The following is a 17719-nucleotide window of genomic DNA, read 5'->3' as shown; positions in this document are numbered from 1 at the left end:
CAGACAATGCTCCAGCAATTTCTTCAGGAATTCGGGTATTTCGCCCTCTTTCTCGGCACGTTCTTCGAAGGCGAAACCATTCTGGTGCTCGCGGGCTTCCTCGCGTTTCGCGGATACATGGACATCAAGATCGTCACCATCGTGGCGTTCTGTGGCAGTTACGCGGGTGACCAGCTGTGGTACTTCCTGGGTCGCAAGCACGGGCGCAAGTTGCTCGCGCGCAAACCACGCTGGCAGTTGATGGGTGATCGGGCGCTGGAGCATATCCGCAAGCACCCTGACATCTGGGTCCTGAGTTTTCGGTTTGTCTACGGTTTGCGCACCGTCATGCCCGTGGCGATTGGCCTGTCGGGCTATCCGCCGGGACGCTATCTGTTGCTGAACGGCATTGGCGCGGCGATCTGGGCAAGCGCGCTGGCAGCGGCGGCTTATCACTTTGGCGCGGTGCTTGAAGGCATGCTCGGCAGCGTCAAGAAATACGAGCTATGGGTGCTCGGCGCCCTGCTGGTGCTGGGTGTCGGCCTGTGGCTGCGCCGGCGCTTCAAGAACGCTCGCCTGGCCAGGAAAGTCTACGCTGACGAGCAAGCCCTGAAGGCCGAACAGGCCAAAGCTGACGCGACTAAGACGCCAACCGAGTAACCCGGTCTCTGCAGCAGTAGAGGCCGATCCCGCTCAGCAGGCTGTAACTCAGCAACGCGATCCAGCCCACCGCACTGGCAGGCCACAGCCCGACCATCGGCGCCAGCCATACGAGCGGCACGTTCGAAGCCAGCCTCAGCAGCTCGAGCTTCACCGCCCACGGCCGATTCTCCAGGGCGACGCCCAACGTGAACAATCCCAACGCCACCGCGCCCCAGCCGAGCACCAGTGCGGCGCTCGACAGGCTTCGCTCCATATTCATCAAATAGCTGCCAAGCGCGATGTAGACGCAAAACTGCAGCGCCACATACACCTGCTGACGCCCGTCCAGAGGCACTTCAAACTTGCGGAACTGACTCAGGTCCGGCTTGCTCATCGGGTAGCTTGCCGCGACATCTGCCGGGCGCCATCCGGTGCGCATGAACCAGATGCGCAGCTTGTCCCATCTGCTCTGCGTCCGTCGCGCGTCATCCCACAACTGCACGTAAAACTGCACGTTCGCCCACAGTGGGTTCCAGCTCGCGAGCGGTGTGGTCACGCCGAAGATAACCGGCTCGTTGTCGTCTTCTTCCTGGAACGAGCCAAACAGACGGTCCCAAATAATGAACACACCGCCATAGTTGCGATCCATGTAGAGAGCGTTCTGTGCATGGTGAGCCCGATGATTGGATGGCGTGACAAAAAACCACTCGTACCAGCCAAGTTTGGGAATGTGTCGGGTATGCACCCAGAATTGGTAAAGCAGGTTCAGCGCCGCGACGCTGATGAACACCAGCAGCGGTACACCCAGCACGGCCATGGGCAGGTAGAAAATCCAGCTCAGCAAGAAGCCGGTGCTGGTTTGGCGCAAAGCCGTGGAGAGGTTGTAGTCCTCGCTCTGGTGATGCACCGAATGCGCGGCCCAGAGAATGTTGCGTTCATGGCCCATACGATGCAGCCAGTAGTAGCAGAAATCGTAAAGGACAAAGGCAAACACCCAGACCCAGACGCTGTCGGCAGACAGCTCGAACAGCGCCAGATGCTTGAGCGCATAGGCATAGGTCAGCAACCCGACACCTTTGGTCAGCAGTCCCGTGGTGGTCGACAAGACACCGGTGCTGATGCTGTTGATCGCGTCGGCGATCCGGTAATTGCTCATCCCGCGCCAACGGTCAGCCAACAGCTCTACAGCGATCAGCACCAGGAAAAACGGAACGGCATACAGAATGAGGTCCATGACGCGTCCTGATCGGGATCTTGAACACAGATCCTAGGTGTAGCCGCCCATTATCCCTATGGCAACCGATGACAAATTAGTGGACATTTAGCGCCATAAATAAGGAGAAAAGCCCATGAGCAAAAAAATTGCAGTGATCCTTTCCGGCTGTGGCGTTTACGACGGCGCCGAAATCCACGAGAGCGTGATCACTCTACTGCGATTGGACCAGCGCGGCGCTCAGGTGCAGTGCTTTGCCCCAAACATCGCGCAGCTGCATGTGATCAACCATCTGACGGGGGAAGAAATGCCCGAGTCGCGCAATGTGCTGGTGGAGTCCGCGCGAATCGCACGGGGCAATATCAAGGACATTCGCGAAGCCAGTGTCGATGACTTCGACGCACTGATCGTGCCGGGCGGTTTCGGCGCGGCGAAGAATCTGTCGAACTTTGCCATCGAAGGCGCCGGCTGCTCGGTGCATCCGGACGTTCTGGCGCTGACCGAAGCCTTCGCCGAAGCGGGTAAGCCGGTCGGGCTGATCTGCATTTCTCCGGCACTTGCGGCGAAAATCTATGGTCCTGGCGTGACCTGCACCATCGGCAACGATGCCGAGACAGCTGCCGCCATGAACAAAATGGGGGCTACTCATGCGGATTGCGCGGTGACTGACATCGTTGAAGACAAGGCGCGCAAATTGGTGAGCACCCCGGCTTACATGCTTGCTCAGAGCATCGGTGAGGCGGCATCGGGGATCAATAAACTGGTCGACCGCGTGCTCGAACTGACCCACGAAAACGACGTGTAAAGTAAAGATCAAAAGATCGCAGGCTGCGCCAGCTCCTACGTGGACTGGATGCGCACCTTTTTAAGAGCCTGCGATCGTTTCAGGGCTTGCGGGAAAGCCGTGTGAGTATCCGGTCCAGCGCATTGGCAAACGCTTGCTTCTCGCGCTCGCCAAACGGCGCTGGACCACCGCTCATCTGACCCTGCTCACGCAGATCGGTGAACAGGTTACGCACCGCCAGTCGATCGCCCATGTTCTGTGCATCGAACTCCTTGCCACGGGGATCCAGCGCAGCAACGCCCTTCTTCACCAGACGATCGGCCAGCGGTACATCACTGCAGATCACCAGCTCGCCAGGCACCGCGTGTTCCACCAAATAGTCGTCTGCCGCGTCCGGCCCGCTGGGCACCACAATCAATTTCACCAGGGCCAGACCCGGTTTGATTTGCGGCTGCCCGGCCACCAGCACCACTTCGAACTGGCGCTTGAGGGCGAACTTCACGACCAGGTCCTTCGCCGCCCGAGGGCAGGCATCGGCATCGATCCACACACGCATGAATGTTTCCTCTTTAAACACCAATCAGGTCAGGAAACCTGAACCCGCCGCTTCTCCGCCAACCGGCTACGGCCATACAAGACAATGATCGCAATGATCGCCGCCGCCTGCGCACTCAGCGAATAGGCATCAGCGTGGATGCCCAGCCAGTCGAAGTCAAAGAACGGCACGGGATGGGTGCCAAAGATGCCGGCTTCCTGCAATGCCTTCACGCCATGCCCGGCGAACACGACCGACAACGCGCACAGCAGTCCAGCGTTGATGCCGAAGAACAACGACAACGGTAGTTTTGCCGAGCCTCGCAGGATCACCCAGGCCAAACCGACCAGCAGCACCAACGCCGTTGCTCCGCCGGCCAACACCGCGTTATGACCGGCCGGGCCCGCCTGCAACCACAAGGTTTCGTAGAACAGGATGACCTCGAACAACTCGCGGTAGACGGAGAAAAATGCCAGCGTCGCGAACCCGAAACGCCCACCACCGCCCACCAGGCTGCTCTTGATGTAATCCTGCCAGGCCGCCGCATGACGGCGATCGTGCATCCAGACGCCGAGCCATAGCACCATGACGCTGGCAAACAGTGCCGTCGCGCCTTCGAGCAATTCGCGCTGGGAACCGCTGACATCGATCACATACGCCGCCAGCGCCCAGGTGGCCAGACCTGCCAGCAGCGCCAGGCCCCAACCCGCGTTGACGCTGCGCACGGCGGATTGCTGGCCGGTGTTACGCAGGAACGCAAGGATCGCCGCCAGCACCAGAATCGCTTCCAGGCCTTCACGCAACAGAATCAACAGACCGGAAATATAACTCAGGGACCAACTCAGGCCGTCACTGCCCAACAGACCGGCCGATTCCTTCAATTTGGTTTTCGCCGTGTCCAGTCGTTGCTGAACCTGGGCTACTGGCAGACCATCCTGCAATGCCTGACGGTACGCCATCAGCGATTTTTCAGTGTCCTTGCGGACGTTGGCGTCGACGTTGTCCAGGGAGCTCTCGACCAGTTCGAAGCCCTCCAGGTAAGCCGCTACCGACAAGTCATATGCCTGATCGTGATCGCCGGCTCGATAGGCCGCGATGCTCTTGTCCAGAGTCGCTGCCGTGTAGTCGAGCAGTTGCGCCGGGCCGCGCTTGGCCTGGGGTGGCTGAGCTCGCTGCGCACGATAGACCCCGGCGGCTTGCTGTCCTTCGGCGGCCTGCACTTCAGCAGGCGTTTGTCGGGACAGGTCCGCAATGTTGTAGGTTTTCTCAGATGCCGCAGCAGCCGGATCGGCGCTGAAGCTGGCGATATAGGTCGCCAGGTCCCAGCGCTGACGATCGTCCAGTTGATCTGCAAAGGCTGGCATATCGGTGCCTTCGATACCCAGGCCCAGCGTGCTGTAGATCGCGTAGAGACTCAGGTGATCCATGCGTGCGCTGTCGCGCAAATTGGATGGCGGCGGCGTCAGGCCAACGCCAGCCGGGCCGTCGCCTGCGCCCGCATCACCGTGGCAGACCGAACAATGCTGTGCATACAGCGGCGCACCCCGGGTCGGGTCGGGCGTAATGATCGGCGCCTGACTGACTTCGTAAGCGACGGCGAGTTTTGCACCGAGCTGCCGCGCCTGACGGGTGACGTCCGCGCCGTTCCGGTGTTCGGTAACGGCACTGCGCAATGCGCTGACGCCCTGCTCCAGCCCGACTTGCTCCGGCTTGGCGGGCATCGCGACGATCAGGCCTTGTAGCGCTTTTATGGAATCCAGCTGCGCCTGGTATTTGGATTCATTGATGACCTTGCCCGCCTGGACCGCTTGCGGATAGTCGGCGCCAATGTAATCAAGCATGTGCAGCGCTTGTGGCGCGCCTTCCACCGTGTCGGCCAGCAGTTGGAAACTGCCGAGCGCAGCGAGCGGCAACACGAGCCAAGCCAGTAGTCGTGACGGGGCAATCATGAATGAATCTCAATTGGAAATACGAAGTTACACATTGTTCACTTCGAATCCCATTCACTCAAGCTTTGTTCGCTGATACCGGACGTTCTGCGCAGATGACGGAACCCTGTTGAGTCCTCTGTAGCAGCTGCCGAGGTACGAGGCTGCGTTGCGTGTCCGCAGAACCGCCCTCAGGGGCCGCTACGCAGCCCGACGCAGCCTCGTGCCTCGGCAGCTGCTACATGGACCCCGTATTCCTGGATGTTGGATGATTTACACCGCCGCCTTGCGCAATGTCGCCATAAACGCCGCCGCACCGATGAACAGTCCGGCAAACGTACGGTTCATGCGTTTTTGCTGCGTGGGTGTGCGCAGCAGACGCAGCACCTTCGATGCCAGGCCTGTGTAGCCGGCCATGACAATCAGATCCACACAGACCATGGTGACGCCGATGATCAGGTATTGAGCCAACAGCGGCGCATGCGGGTCAATGAACTGCGGCAGCACCGCCAGCATGAATACCAGTGCCTTGGGGTTGCTGATGTTGACCAGGAAGCCGCGGAACACCAGAGCCATCGGCTTGCCGATCTGACGTATCGCCGCATCGTCGCTCATGTCACTGGGAAGCGCGCGCCATTGCTTGATCGCGAGGTAAACCAGGTAGGCAACGCCGAACCATTTGATGGCATAGAACGCCGTGGCTGATGCGGTGAGGATCGCGCCTACACCCGCACCGACGATTGCAATCTGCACCGCCAGGCCCAGCTGCAAGCCGAGTGCGTTCCAGTAACCGCGCCAGAAACCGTATTGCAGACCACTGGACATCGACGCAATAGCGCCGGCACCGGGGGACAGGCTGATCACCCAGCAGGCGGCAAAGAACGCCAGCCATGTTTGAAGCTCCATTGCGCACCTCGACTTGAACTCGTTGACAGACGTCTAAGCTAATGCGGCGCTGGGCCGATGACTAATGATTTTTTTTGAAGGATGTTGCGACTACGGGACGTGCTGAGGGCCTGGAGCGGGCGTCGTCTGAAAGACCGTGATCGCGAAGGTTTGCGGTTGGATTGCGGATGTGTGATCGACGCGCTCCCTTTGAGGGAGCGAGCCTGCTCGCGATGACGAAATGTCATGCAACGGAAAAGCTATTTTTCAAACCCGCTCGAAGGGAACACATCGCTTCCGCGCCAGCGTCGAACCGAGCGCTGGAAGAACAGGCTATTGGGTACTTGCACCATTGCGCTGCCGGTACCGAGTTCTTCGGCCTCGATCAGCGTGGTGTAGAGCAGGTTGATTGCCACCACCCGACCTTTGACGCCCGGCTTGTCGGTGGTGTCCACCAACTCGACCACATCACCGATGCGAAACGGGCCGACCGTAAAGATCAAAATGGCGCAAAGCAGATTGGAGAGCACGCTCCACATGGCAAAGAACGCCACAGCTGCTACGGCAACGAAACCGGACAATGCCGTCCAGAGCACCGTGGCCGATACCCCGAGTCGTTCCAGCACGAAGATCAGCGCACTGCCCATGATCAGCCAGCGCAGACCGCCCCGCAGCGGCAACAGCAACTGTGGTGGAAACGGATAACGCTCGCCCAGACGGTTCAGGCATTTGGCGACAAAACGCTGGGCGATGTAACCCGCCAACAGGATCAGAAGAATCTGCACAACCAGCCAGATCGGTTCGATCCACACAGCCGACAGCGGTACCCTGAACGCTTCCATCAGGACAGCGCCTCCAGCTCCGCCTGCATGCTTTCGAGCAATTCGAGGGCTTCCATCCAGGCTTCCTCCAGCTCGGCTTCACGCACCTTCAGCCTGGCTTGTTCAGCCAGCAGATCTCGCAATTCGTTCTTGCGCGCCGGCTCGTAAATATCACTGTCACCAAGGCTGGTATCGATCTTCGCCAGTTTCTCGTGAAGTTTGCCCAGCTCGACTTCAAGCTTGTCCGCTTCGCGCTTGTGCGGCGCCAGTTGCTGACGCAATGCGGCGGCAGCCTGACGTTGGGCCTTCTTGTCGGTCTTGTCCGGATTGACCGGTGTGTTGCTGACCGGCGCATTGCGCTGACGATAATCCACCAGCCAACGGGTGTAGTCCTCAAGGTCGCCGTCGAACTCCTCGACCTTGCCATCCGCCACCAAGTAGAAATTGTCGGTGGTGCTTTTGAGCAGATGACGATCGTGGGAGACCACCAGTACCGCGCCCGAGAACTCTTGCAGCGCCATGGTCAGTGCCAGACGCATTTCCAGATCGAGGTGGTTGGTGGGTTCGTCGAGCAGAAGCAGGTTCGGCCGGCCCCAGGCGATCAACGCCAAAGCCAGACGGGCTTTCTCACCACCGGAGAAATTCAGGACGGGCTCGTCGATACGCGCCCCACGGAAGTCGAAACCACCGAGGAAATCGCGCAGGGTCTGTTCGCGCTCGGTCGGCGCCAGTCGCTGCATGTGCAGCAATGGGCTGGCCTTGGAGTCGAGCGAGTCCAGCTGATGCTGGGCAAAATAACCAACCACGGTGTTCTCGCCACGGGTCAGGCGCCCGGACAACGGCTCGAGCTCACCGGCAAGGTTTTTGATCAGGGTCGATTTACCGGCACCGTTGGGACCGAGCAAACCGATACGCGCACCGGGGGTCAGTTGCAGCTTGACCTTCTCCAGCACGGCTCGCTCGCCGTAACCCAATCGAGCGTCGGAGATGTCAATCAACGGGCTGGAAATCTTGTGCGACTCGCGGAAAACGAAGTCGAACGGCGAATCAACGTGTGCGGCGGACAATTCCTCCATCCGCTCCAGCGCCTTGATCCGGCTCTGCGCCTGACGGGCCTTGGTGGCCTGGGCCTTGAAGCGGGCGATGTAGCTTTCCATGTGCGCACGTTGCGCCTGCTGCTTCTCGTACGCCTGCTGCTGCTGAGCCAGACGCTCGGCACGGGCGCGTTCGAAGGCGCTGTAGCCACCGCGATACAAGGTGATCTTGCGCTGATCGACGTGCGCCACGTGATCGACCACGGCATCGAGGAAATCCCGGTCGTGGGAAATCAGCATCAAGGTGCCTGGATAGCTTTTCAGCCATTCTTCGAGCCAGATAATGGCGTCGAGGTCCAAGTGGTTGGTTGGTTCGTCGAGCAACAACAGGTCCGATGGGCACATCAATGCCTGCGCCAGGTTCAGACGCATCCGCCAGCCACCGGAGAAATCCCCAACCTGACGATCCATCTGATCGTTGGTGAACCCCAGACCGGCCAGCAGCTTGCGCGCCCGGGCGTCGGCGGTGTAACCGTCGGCGCTGTCGAGTTCAGCGTGCAGGCGGGCCTGAGCGGCACCGTCATGGGCCGCTTCGGCCGCAGCGAGGTCACGTTGCACCTCACGCAGGCGCAGGTCACCATCGAGCACGTAGTCGACCGCGATGCGATCGAGGGTGTCGATCTCCTGGCGCATGTGGGCGATGCGCCAGTCCGCCGGCAAGAAGCAATCACCCGAATCCGGGTGCAGGTCGCCCAGTAGCAAGGCGAACAGGCTCGATTTGCCGGCGCCGTTGGCACCGATGAGGCCGGCTTTGTGGCCGGCGTGCAGGGTCAGCTCGGCGTCTTCTAGCAGACGTTGAGGGCCACGCTGTAAAGTCAGGTTCTGAAGTCGAATCATAATGGCGGCGGAGTCTACCAGCTTCGCTCGCAACTGGCGCGAGTAGCACTATGTCCTCTGACCTGTGGAGCTTTTCCCTTACCACGTACGCCCGACCCGGCGTTGAACAGGCATGCCTGCAATTGCAGGCGGCGGGTGCGAACGTGTGCCTGCTGCTTTGTGGGCTGTGGCTGGATCAACGGAAAGTCGCATGCAGTGAGCAGCGATTGCAGCAGCTTGGACGCGTAGCCGAGGATTGGGACGCAGATGTCGTGCAGCCACTTCGTGCTTTGCGTACTCAATGGAAGGCCGCCGCGGCCGAAGATGCCGATCTGGATGCGTTACGCGAGAAAGTGAAGGCGCTGGAACTGGAAGCCGAGCGACGCCTGTTGCTGCGATTGGAGCAAACGGCGCAGCGATGGCCGCAAGATGAGGTGACCGATTTATCGGCCTGGCTGGAAGGTGTCGCGGCGGACACCGCCAACCTGGACCGCGACGCGCTGCATCAGCTGCGCGTCGCGGCGACCGGCACTTAGGAAGCGCTGGTCGGCGTGGTGCTGGTGCTCGACGAAGCGGCTGGCGTTGGCGCCGGCGAGGTAGTCGAGGTAGTGGCGGCTGGAGCAGTCGAAGCCGAAGCAGACGGTGCTGCAGCTGCTGGTTTGGCAGCAGGAGCAACGGTCGGTTTCACAGCAGCCGGTTTTTTCACTGCAGGTTTTGCAGCCGGTTTGGCGGCGGCCGGTTTGGCGGCCGGTTTCGCAGCAGCAGTTTTTGCAGCCGGCTTGGCGGCAGGCTTGGCCGCAGCTTTTGCAGCAGGTTTAGCAGCTGGTTTTGCCGCCGGCTTGGCTGCGGTTTTTGCCGCTACAGGTTTCGCGGCAGGCTTGGCAGCCGGTTTCGCAGCAGCAGTTTTAGCGGCCGGTTTCGCCGCTGGCTTGGCAGCGGTTTTTGCGGCTACCGGTTTTGCAGCGGCCTTGGCAGCCGGCTTCGCAGCAGCGGTTTTAGCCGCTGGTTTGGCAGCAGGTTTTGCAGCTGGCTTGGCCGCTGGTTTGGCAGCAGCTGTTTTCGCCACAGCAGGTTTGGCAGCGGCAGTTCTTGCAGCTGGTTTGGCGGCAGCAGTTTTGGCGGCAGGTTTTGTTGCAGCTTTCACTGGTGCTTTCGCGGCAGCTTTAACCGGTGCTTTTGCAGCAGCTGGTTTGGCAGCGGCTTTCTTGGCAGGTGCAGAAGCAGGCTTGGCTGAACGCAGGGACAACGCCTTGCCGACAGCCTCTTGCACACGACCGACGCCCTGGGCCAGTTTCAGGCTTTCTTGAGCATCGCGCTTGAGTTGCAGAATGTAGGTGCGCGTTTCGGATTGACGATCCTTGAGAGCATCGAGCAGGTCCTCAAGTTCTTTCACCGCACCCTTGGCTTTGGTCTGTGCCTTGGCCTTTCCGGCGGACGCCGCATCTTGCAATTTGGTGCGGGACTTGTGCAGTTTTTCCTGCGCTTTTCCGCGCTGCTTTTCCAGTTTGGCGAGCAGTTTTTCAGCATCAGCCAAGGCTTGTGAACAAGCGGTTTCCAAATGTTCGAGCAGGCTGCCCGAGAGTTGTTGGAGTAAGTGCAACGGGGTATTTACTGGCTTCTTGGTGGCCGACATGGTTTACCTCCTGGCTGACGTGGGTGCGGCTCATACTAGACCTCTGCAGACACCGCCGCTAGGTCATCTTGACAGTATCGAAAGCACTACGTTGCAAAGGATCGAAAATCTTCTGCGCCCACGCAAAACCAGTTCACCGTTAAGCGTATTTACGCTGGCATAATCTGCCGCATCTCAGGCCGGAGAGTGCCCATGTCGCGTCACCTTTTTTTATCGTTGTGCGTGTTTTTTTCCGTCGCGCAAGCTGCCGAAAAACCCGCAGGAAATGACGCCCATGATCTCGCGTACAGCCTGGGTGCGAGCCTCGGTGAACGCCTTCGCCAAGAGGTTCCGGACTTGCAGTTGCAGGCGCTGCTGGAAGGCTTGCAGCAAGCGTATCAAGGCAAGCCGCTGGCATTGAAAGACGAGCAGATCGATCAGATTCTGGCCGAGCACGAAGCGCAGATCGCGGAGCAACCGGCCATACCGCAAAACGAAGTCGCACTGGAAAGTGAGCAGCGATTTCTCACCGAAGAAAAAGCCAAGCCGGGTGTTCGTGAGCTGGCGAACGGAATTTTGCTGACGGAGCTGACATCCGGCACCGGCGCCAAAGCCGGACCGAATGGCAAAGTTCAGGTGCTGTATATCGGACGCCTTCCAGACGGCTCGGTGTTCGATCAGAACAGTCAGCCGCAATGGTTCAGTCTCGACAGCGTGATCACCGGTTGGCGCACTGCCCTGCAGAATATGCCGGTGGGCGCGAAATGGCGTCTGGTGATTCCGTCGGCCCAAGCCTATGGCGCGGACGGTGCCGGCGACTTGATCGCGCCGTTCACTCCTTTGGTGTTCGAAGTAGAATTACGCGGCGCCACGGGTTAAACGGCGGGCACAAAAAAACGGCGCGCAAAGCGCACCGTTTTATCTTGCGGGAAGAGATTCAGGCCTGAACCGAATCCTCTTCCTTGTGAGCGGTGTGCAGCACTTCGATCAGGCAGTCTTCCAGTTCGAAGCGTTCATGCAACAAGCCACCCAGCTCTTTGAATTTCTCAGCGACACATTGACCGGCATCACACAGGTCGTTGAACGCGAGCAGCTTCTCGGTGATGACGTCGATACGAGGGTAGAGGGTCTCGGCCAACTCCAGCCCACGAGTATCGCCAAATGCCTTGGCCTCACCGGTCAACTGTTCGTAGATCTCGAAATGCCCCGCCGATACGTAATCGACCAGCACTCCGCAGAACTCCTGCAACGGCTTTCGGTTCTCGCCCAGAGCCTCTGGCTTGGCGCCGAGAGCATCATAGGCCCGAACCAGTTCGTGACGCTCCTGCAACCAGCGATCGATCAGCAGATGCACTCCACCCCATCGTTCTTGAGCATTCTGACAACTTTCGAGCATGGTGATCTCTCTTCCCTTGTGGGTCATGCTGCCCTACACCTGTCGCACACTTGAAGATCAAGGATCGGCCAGGCAGAGCGTCATTCGAGCAACATAATTCCAATGACACGTGCGGGCCAGATTATGCCCGCGCGACTATCGCTTCAAGGTACGCAGGAGAGAAAGTTCATACAAGTGTTTAATCGCCCGCCAGGGCCCGGTGCGACGACTCGCCGCTGAGTGGTCGACGAAACGCGATCCAGAGCAGCCGCTGCATCTGCGCGCCCGCTAAAACCATCACGGCGACGAAGAACAATAAACTCCATTCCGGGATGCTCAAGTCGAACAATGTCCAGGACATTTGCGCGCACTCGGCGGTGCCTTTGAACAATTGCTCCACCCTGCTCAACCAGGACGCGTCCTTGAAAACCTCAGACAGACCGGTCGAGCAATCGGACAAGTAACGCAGCGGATCACTCTGCAAAACCACTTGCCGCCAAGCCGTGACCATCCCCCCCAAGCTGCAGATAGATACAAGCAGCCAATACAGGAAAGTGCCGAGGCGCCCGGGACCCTGCACCGCAGCCAGCAGACAAAAGCCGGTCAGTAACGCCAGGCTGCCTCGCTGCAAGAGGCACAAACCGCAAGGCTTGAGGCCGACCGCATATTCCAGGTAATAGGAAACGCCCAAGGCCAGAGCACCTGCGATAAACGCCATGAAGAACAAGGATCGTGAGCAGGCCAAAGACATGGCATTTCCGTAACAGTAAGAGACAAGCGTTTACGTTAAGGGAAAGCGAGCCGGCCTTTCAAGGGATGCCAGCAGGGAGAGGTCTATAGAGGTCGAGGGAATTGCCGACAGGATCTGGAGGATCAGGTGTAGCCCTTTGTAGGATGCTTCCTACAAAGGGCTACAAGGGAATAAATCTGACAGCTGAGGGTACTTTTTCGGAGAAGGAGCGGACTCCCTCATCACAAAATCATGCGTGTACTGGTACCGGGAGCGGTGCTGCCAGCAAGCGTTCATCCAGTAAACCCAAACCTTCCTGGAACAGTTGATTGCTGCGTTCGGTATCGCCCAACTGTGCCAGCAGCCGCGCCAGTTCAGCGCAGGCCTCAGGGTTGCGCTGCACTCGCAAACTGCTCTCAAGATAGTCCCGGGCCTTACCCCACAGACTGCTTTGCAGACACAGGCGTCCCAGCGTCAGGAGCAGGCTCGGGTCAGCCGGATGGTCCTTCAGCCAGCCCTCGGCTGTTTGCAGTTGACGCGCCGGATCATTGCCTCGAACAAGTCCATACAATCTGGCCAAATGGCTGTCATAGCTACGCTTGAGCGCTGTACGCAAAACTTCTTCGGCTTCAGCCTGAGCACCCAGTTGACGCAATTGCTCTGCGTAGGCGAGCACCAACTGCGGCTCCTGACGCTGAGCCGAGGTCAGTTGCTGCCAGGCGCGATTGAGTGACTGCAAGCCGACGGTTCCGTCTTCCTCCCGATGCGCGGCCAGCGAGAGATTTTCTCCCCAGGCTCGGCGCTCCAGTTCTGCGAGTTCGGGGGGGGGCAGAACCTTGTCCTTGCGCAGCTCTGGCAACAGACGAATTACTGCGGACCAATCGCCGCGCTGTTGATGCAGGCGTTGCAACTGACGCAAAGTCTGGACGTTATGCGGATGGCGTTCGTGCATGGCTTGCAGGGTGGCGAGTGCGCCTTCGGTGTCTCCACGGTCGGTTTGCAGTTGCGCATGGTTCAGGGCAATTGCCAACTCTGCCTGAGGCTGACGCTCCAGCGCGCGCTCGAGCAGGTTATCGCTCTCTTCGTACTTGCCCTGCTCGTTCGCGGCGCGGGCAGCGCCGAGGTAGTAAAGAAGCGGTTGACGCTCAGCTTCCGCAGCGCGATGAAGGTGACGCTGCGCGCTGGCCCAGCGACCCTCCGCCAGATCAAGTTGACCGTGTTCGATGGCCACCTGAACCCGACGGCTGCGATTACGCCGCGACCACGGGTTGACCACGCCACTGGAGGTCATCACGAGCTCGATCAACGCCTTGATGCCCCAGAACACCAGCCAGAGCACCGCAACCAGCGCCAGGGTCGCCCACAGGCTCGACTCGAAACGAAAGCTTTTGTAGGCGATCAGGACATAGCCGGAATGCTCGGCAATGGCCAACCCAAGTGCCGCCGCCGCAGCGATCACCAGAAACACGATCACATAGAGGCGTTTCATGGTGTGGCCTCCTGCGCGGTGTCTGCGGCAGGCTTGGGCATCGGTTTGATCGAGTCCTCCGCGTTCACATTACGCCGCTCCAGATACCCCTGGACTGCGCTCAGTGTGCCGGTCAGGTCCGGTGTGACGACAGTGACAGGTTGCTTGCTCAGTTCGCCAACCTGCTCAAGCATCACTTTGCTCTGGGGATTATCCGGGTTGAAATTACCCTTGAGGACATCCCGCGCTTCGGCCAGCGCCTGAGTGTAAACCGCCGCCTGACCATTGAGCGCCGCCCATTGTGCCTGCTCCAGCGCCAGGCTCAACGCCAGGCGAACCTGGCTCAGGCTCTGACCTGCGAGTAACGGCCGGACATTTTTGTCGGCATTGAAATCGATGCGAATGTAACGCGAAATCTGGTCCCACCATTGAGCCCAGCGACTGGCGCCATCGCCATCGGCGGTCAGCCCCAGCAGCGATTCGCCACGGTCCTTGTACTCGGGCGCCAGCTCGGTAAGGCTGATGACCTGGTCACGCAGAGCCCCCAGGCGCAGGAACAAACCGGTGCGATCAGGCTGCTCGGTACTGCGCAGCGCCACCAGCGTTTTGGCCACTTGCTCACGAGCTGCAAAGGAACCCGGATCGTTCTGCTCGCGCAAAATCTCATCCGCTCCCTGGACCAGGGCCTGGGCGCTGCTGATGTCTTGCAGTGCAGAAAGACGCAGGCTGGCCAGGCGCAGCAAGTGCTCCGCCTCCGCCAGACGCCAATCCTTGCGACTGGCACCGAGCACTGTTTCCAGGCGCTGGTTCAGGCGTTGCTGATCGCCTTGCAGCTGAGTCACCAGCCGGTTGCGAGCTTCAAGTTCGTCAGCAGGGGGAAGCTGCTCAAGCCGGGCGCTCAGACGCTGCTCATTGAGTTTCAGGCTCTGGGCCTGATCGTTCAACGCCTGCACCTGACTAAGCTGCTGCTGGTTGTTGGCTTGCAGGTGACGCACCTGCCAGACTCCCCAGCCGCCGACGGCGACACCGGCGGCGCCCAACAGCAGAGCGACGATTGCCAACCCATTGCTACGGCGCTCCACTGGCGCGGGTGGTTCAGTTTGAACCGGTGCTTCTCCTGGCGCGTCGAGCACCGGCAGGACGTCATCTTTTGGCAAGGCTGTTTCGCTCACGTGTCCATCCTTTGCATTAGAGAACGGGTTCGGGATGCTCCCGCAACGCCGTCAGCAAAGCCGCGGCACTGGCGCCACGACAATCCACAACTATTTGGGCCCCGGCGGCGCACGCCAGCTCGGCGACCCTGGGGCTTGGAACAAACAACGGCAACCTCGCCAATTGCGGCCATGCATCGCCAGCCAATTGGTGCAGGTGCTCAAAACCCTGTCCACTGCTGACCACCAGCCCGTTCAAGCGTTCCGCCTGAATCCGGTCGGCAAGCGTTCCCGGTGGGTAGTGAGGCAGCTCGCGGCGGTACAACTCCAGATACTCGACACTAGCACCAAGCTCGCGCAAACGCTCAGCCAGCAACTCCCGACCGCCCTCCCCGCGCATGATCAACACACGAGGATTGTTCCGGGTGATTGCCTCGGACAACGAGGCCAGCCCGAGCAAGGCTTCACTGTCATCACCTTCCTGCGGGAAGCTGACGTCCAGTCCATGGTCTTCCAGAATCCGGGCAGTCGCGGCCCCCACGCTGAACCACTTCGAGGCGGGCGTCTGTGGACAACACTGGTTGACCAGATTCACCGCGATCCGGGCTGCGGGCTTGCTGACTACGATCACTGCGCAGAAGCGATCCAGATCCTGAATCACTTCGCGCATTGTGTCCGAGACCGGCATCGGCGCTATGTCCAGAAGCGGCAAGCTGCTGCTGAAAATCCCCGCGTCGGCAAGAACGCTGCTCAGCGCCGCCGACTCATCCGCCGGACGCGTCAGCAGCAGGCGCCAGCCAGTCACTCGTGACCTGCCTCGCCGTAGACTGCCTTGAGAATGTCGTTGGCGCCCTGACTCAAGAGGTCTTCAGCGACTCGTACGCCCAGGTTCTCGGCATCACTGCGCGGTGCACGGCCTTCGGCACTGAGCAGCAGCCCGCCGCTCGGATCACCCACCAGGCCACGCAACCAGATCTGCTCGCCTTCAAGCACGGCGTAGCAGGCGATCGGCACCTGGCAGCCGCCATTCAGATGTTTGTTGAGAGCTCGTTCCGCGGTCACGCGGGTGGCGGTGTCCAGATGATGCAGCGGGGCCAGCAGCGCGTGAATCTCACTATCGACGCTGCGGCATTCAATGCCCACTGCGCCCTGGCCACCGGCGGGCAGGCTGTCGTCGACACTGATCGCTGAGGTGATGCGGTCTTCGAAGCCCAGGCGAATCAGGCCGGCAGCGGCAAGGATGATGGCGTCGTATTCACCCGCATCGAGCTTGGCCAACCGAGTGTTGACGTTGCCACGAAGGAAACGGATTTCCAGGTCCGGGCGACGGGTCAGCAATTGAGCCTGGCGGCGTAGGCTGGACGTACCGACGATGCTGCCTGGCGGGAGTTCTTCAAGGCTGGCGAAAGTGTTGGAAACGAATGCGTCGCGTGGATCTTCACGCTCGCAAATGCAGAACAGCCCAAGACCTTCCGGGAAGTCCATTGGCACATCCTTCATGGAGTGCACGGCAATATCGGCTTCGTTTTCCAGCAGCGCGGTTTCCAGTTCTTTGACGAACAGGCCTTTGCCACCGATCTTCGACAGTGGCGAGTCGAGCAGCTTGTCGCCGCGACTGACCATGGGTACCAACGTCACAAGCAGACCCGGATGGGCTTCTTCCAGACGGGCTTTGACGTATTCGGCCTGCCACAGGGCGAGAGCACTTTTGCGGGTGGCGATGCGGATTTCGCGAGAGGACATGGATCAATCCGTACTGAATAGATACGGCGGATAATAACAGCTCAGCCAAATCCGCTTTGACTTGTATCAGAAACAGCGTGGCCTCCCTGGCCCTGGATGTCCTGCAATGGGGTACACAACACGCCGGCGAGCAGCGGATTAAAGCTGTTGCATCATCTTTCGAACGCCTGCCACATGGCGGCGACTGACGATCAAGGCATCACCGTTCAAGCCTTTGAGGAACAGCTGAAAATGCCCCAGAGGTGTCCGCTGCAAACGCTCGATGCGTTCACGGGCAACCAGTGCGTTGCGATGAATACGCACAAATCGGTCGCCAAACTCATCCTCGAGCGCTTTGAGCGGCTCATCCAGCAACACCTCGCCGCCTTCGTGGCGCAAGGTCACGTACTTGTGATCCGCAATAAAATAAACCACCTGGTCCAGCGGAATCAGCTCGATGCCCTTTCGAGTGCGAGCGCTGATATGGCTGCGTGGACCACTGCCAGTTTCGGCGGCGGGACGGGTCAATGCTGCAAGCTGAACGCGATTGGGTCGCTCGGCTTTTTTTAATGCTTCATGAAGTTGTTCTGTGCGCACAGGTTTCACCACATAGCCTACGGCGCTGGCCTGTAAGGCTTCCACGGCAAATTCATCGGGCCCTGTGCAAAACACCACGGCGGGCGGGGTTTCGCGTTCGCACAATCGCGCAGCCACTTGCAGGCCATCGAGGCCTGGCATCCGGATATCGAGCAACACGATATCCGGTTTATGGCTGTCAATCAGTGCCAACGCCTCTTCGCCGTTCGTGGCGCTGGGCTCCAGGACGCTGTATCCCTCGAGTTCGCCGACCATTCGGCTCAGGCGCTCGCGGGCCAAGGGTTCGTCATCAACGATCAGGACATTCATATTGCGCTGGATTCCTGCGTGAGTCTCGCACAAGGATAGCGTAGACAGGTGAAGTGAC

Annotated in this window: 18 protein-coding genes; 4 read left to right on the top strand and 14 right to left on the bottom strand. The window is 59.8% G+C overall.

The features are described 5' to 3' along the window. Positions 1-6 precede the first annotated feature (6 nt). Positions 7-639: a DedA family protein gene (locus H7698_RS07040; protein ID WP_194690964.1), complete on the top strand. Its 633-nt coding sequence runs from the start codon at positions 7-9 to the stop codon at positions 637-639. Here H7698_RS07040 and H7698_RS07035 read toward each other — a convergent pair. Continuing rightward, positions 620-1855, bottom strand: coding sequence for a sterol desaturase family protein (locus H7698_RS07035; RefSeq protein ID WP_194690963.1), 1236 nt, complete (start codon positions 1853-1855; stop codon positions 620-622). The genes H7698_RS07040 and H7698_RS07035 overlap by 20 nt on opposite strands. Positions 1856-1970: 115 nt before the next feature. Here H7698_RS07035 and elbB point away from each other — a divergent pair, with 115 nt between their 5' ends. Continuing rightward, positions 1971-2639, top strand: a complete 669-nt coding sequence (elbB, locus tag H7698_RS07030) for an isoprenoid biosynthesis glyoxalase ElbB (protein ID WP_194690962.1) — start codon at positions 1971-1973, stop codon at positions 2637-2639. 79 nt (positions 2640-2718) lie between these two features. Here elbB and H7698_RS07025 read toward each other — a convergent pair whose 3' ends face one another. The 5 genes from H7698_RS07025 to H7698_RS07005 all read right to left on the bottom strand — a co-directional run bounded on the left by H7698_RS07025 (position 2719) and on the right by H7698_RS07005 (position 8718). Further along, complete coding sequence (locus H7698_RS07025) at positions 2719-3174, bottom strand: YaiI/YqxD family protein (RefSeq protein WP_075946435.1); 456 nt, start codon at positions 3172-3174, stop codon at positions 2719-2721. A gap of 29 nt (positions 3175-3203) precedes the next feature. After that, positions 3204-5102 (bottom strand): FTR1 family protein, encoded by a 1899-nt coding sequence (locus tag H7698_RS07020; RefSeq protein WP_194690961.1) that lies wholly within the window; start codon positions 5100-5102, stop codon positions 3204-3206. Between the two features lie 252 nt (positions 5103-5354). Further along, positions 5355-5987, bottom strand: a complete 633-nt coding sequence (locus H7698_RS07015; RefSeq protein ID WP_162440477.1) for a LysE family transporter — start codon at positions 5985-5987, stop codon at positions 5355-5357. Between the two features lie 239 nt (positions 5988-6226). After that, positions 6227-6808, bottom strand: a complete 582-nt coding sequence (locus H7698_RS07010) for a mechanosensitive ion channel family protein (RefSeq protein WP_162440478.1) — start codon at positions 6806-6808, stop codon at positions 6227-6229. Then, complete coding sequence (locus H7698_RS07005; RefSeq protein ID WP_194690960.1) at positions 6808-8718, bottom strand: ATP-binding cassette domain-containing protein; 1911 nt, start codon at positions 8716-8718, stop codon at positions 6808-6810. Before H7698_RS07005 ends, H7698_RS07010 begins: the two co-directional genes overlap by 1 nt. Before the next feature lie 50 nt (positions 8719-8768). Here H7698_RS07005 and H7698_RS07000 point away from each other — a divergent pair, with 50 nt between their 5' ends. Next, positions 8769-9233, top strand: a complete 465-nt coding sequence (locus H7698_RS07000; protein WP_194690959.1) for a TIGR02444 family protein — start codon at positions 8769-8771, stop codon at positions 9231-9233. Here the strand turns inward: H7698_RS07000 and H7698_RS06995 are convergent. Continuing rightward, entirely contained in the window at positions 9230-10330 is a 1101-nt protein-coding gene (locus H7698_RS06995) for an AlgP family protein (RefSeq protein WP_194690958.1), read from the bottom strand. The genes H7698_RS07000 and H7698_RS06995 overlap by 4 nt on opposite strands. A 192-nt stretch (positions 10331-10522) precedes the next feature. Here H7698_RS06995 and H7698_RS06990 point away from each other — a divergent pair, with 192 nt between their 5' ends. Further along, positions 10523-11188 (top strand): FKBP-type peptidyl-prolyl cis-trans isomerase, encoded by a 666-nt coding sequence (locus H7698_RS06990; protein WP_194690957.1) that lies wholly within the window; start codon positions 10523-10525, stop codon positions 11186-11188. A 58-nt stretch (positions 11189-11246) separates the two neighbouring features. Here H7698_RS06990 and rsd read toward each other — a convergent pair whose 3' ends face one another. From rsd to H7698_RS06955, 7 genes are all read right to left on the bottom strand, one after another. Continuing rightward, positions 11247-11705 (bottom strand): sigma D regulator, encoded by a 459-nt coding sequence (gene rsd / locus H7698_RS06985; RefSeq protein ID WP_162436706.1) that lies wholly within the window; start codon positions 11703-11705, stop codon positions 11247-11249. A 178-nt stretch (positions 11706-11883) separates the two neighbouring features. Next, a complete protein-coding gene (locus H7698_RS06980; protein ID WP_194690956.1) occupies positions 11884-12435 on the bottom strand; it encodes a disulfide bond formation protein B in 552 nt (183 codons plus the stop codon). A 229-nt stretch (positions 12436-12664) separates the two neighbouring features. Then, on the bottom strand, positions 12665-13903 hold the full coding sequence (locus H7698_RS06975; RefSeq protein WP_194690955.1) for a heme biosynthesis protein HemY: 1239 nt from the start codon (positions 13901-13903) through the stop codon (positions 12665-12667). Next, entirely contained in the window at positions 13900-15054 is a 1155-nt protein-coding gene (locus H7698_RS06970) for a uroporphyrinogen-III C-methyltransferase (protein ID WP_162436698.1), read from the bottom strand. Before H7698_RS06970 ends, H7698_RS06975 begins: the two co-directional genes overlap by 4 nt. 16 nt (positions 15055-15070) lie before the next feature. Further along, positions 15071-15838 (bottom strand): uroporphyrinogen-III synthase, encoded by a 768-nt coding sequence (locus H7698_RS06965; protein ID WP_194690954.1) that lies wholly within the window; start codon positions 15836-15838, stop codon positions 15071-15073. After that, positions 15835-16776: a hydroxymethylbilane synthase gene (hemC, locus tag H7698_RS06960; RefSeq protein ID WP_162436696.1), complete on the bottom strand. Its 942-nt coding sequence runs from the start codon at positions 16774-16776 to the stop codon at positions 15835-15837. The genes H7698_RS06965 and hemC overlap by 4 nt, the downstream gene beginning before the upstream one ends. A 138-nt stretch (positions 16777-16914) precedes the next feature. After that, on the bottom strand, positions 16915-17661 hold the full coding sequence (locus H7698_RS06955) for a LytR/AlgR family response regulator transcription factor (protein WP_162436695.1): 747 nt from the start codon (positions 17659-17661) through the stop codon (positions 16915-16917). Positions 17662-17719: the final 58 nt, after the last annotated feature.

The sequence above is a fragment of the Pseudomonas sp. p50(2008) genome, from assembly GCF_015351605.1.
Taxonomy (GTDB): Bacteria; Pseudomonadota; Gammaproteobacteria; order Pseudomonadales; family Pseudomonadaceae; genus Aquipseudomonas.
This window is presented reverse-complemented; position numbering and strand designations above follow the sequence as displayed.

Coding starts and splice junctions, on each gene's coding strand:
- H7698_RS06995 (WP_194690958.1), bottom strand. CDS start 10,330: ATGTCGGCCACCAAGAAGCCAGTAAATACCCCGTTGCACTTACTCCAA.
- H7698_RS07000 (WP_194690959.1), top strand. CDS start 8,769: ATGTCCTCTGACCTGTGGAGCTTTTCCCTTACCACGTACGCCCGACCC.
- H7698_RS07015 (WP_162440477.1), bottom strand. CDS start 5,987: ATGGAGCTTCAAACATGGCTGGCGTTCTTTGCCGCCTGCTGGGTGATC.
- H7698_RS06975 (WP_194690955.1), bottom strand. CDS start 13,903: ATGAAACGCCTCTATGTGATCGTGTTTCTGGTGATCGCTGCGGCGGCG.
- H7698_RS06990 (WP_194690957.1), top strand. CDS start 10,523: ATGTCGCGTCACCTTTTTTTATCGTTGTGCGTGTTTTTTTCCGTCGCG.
- rsd (WP_162436706.1), bottom strand. CDS start 11,705: ATGCTCGAAAGTTGTCAGAATGCTCAAGAACGATGGGGTGGAGTGCAT.
- H7698_RS06955 (WP_162436695.1), bottom strand. CDS start 17,661: ATGAATGTCCTGATCGTTGATGACGAACCCTTGGCCCGCGAGCGCCTG.
- H7698_RS07010 (WP_162440478.1), bottom strand. CDS start 6,808: ATGGAAGCGTTCAGGGTACCGCTGTCGGCTGTGTGGATCGAACCGATC.
- H7698_RS07040 (WP_194690964.1), top strand. CDS start 7: ATGCTCCAGCAATTTCTTCAGGAATTCGGGTATTTCGCCCTCTTTCTC.
- hemC (WP_162436696.1), bottom strand. CDS start 16,776: ATGTCCTCTCGCGAAATCCGCATCGCCACCCGCAAAAGTGCTCTCGCC.
- H7698_RS07025 (WP_075946435.1), bottom strand. CDS start 3,174: ATGCGTGTGTGGATCGATGCCGATGCCTGCCCTCGGGCGGCGAAGGAC.
- H7698_RS06980 (WP_194690956.1), bottom strand. CDS start 12,435: ATGTCTTTGGCCTGCTCACGATCCTTGTTCTTCATGGCGTTTATCGCA.
- H7698_RS07020 (WP_194690961.1), bottom strand. CDS start 5,102: ATGATTGCCCCGTCACGACTACTGGCTTGGCTCGTGTTGCCGCTCGCT.
- elbB (WP_194690962.1), top strand. CDS start 1,971: ATGAGCAAAAAAATTGCAGTGATCCTTTCCGGCTGTGGCGTTTACGAC.
- H7698_RS07005 (WP_194690960.1), bottom strand. CDS start 8,718: ATGATTCGACTTCAGAACCTGACTTTACAGCGTGGCCCTCAACGTCTG.
- H7698_RS07035 (WP_194690963.1), bottom strand. CDS start 1,855: ATGGACCTCATTCTGTATGCCGTTCCGTTTTTCCTGGTGCTGATCGCT.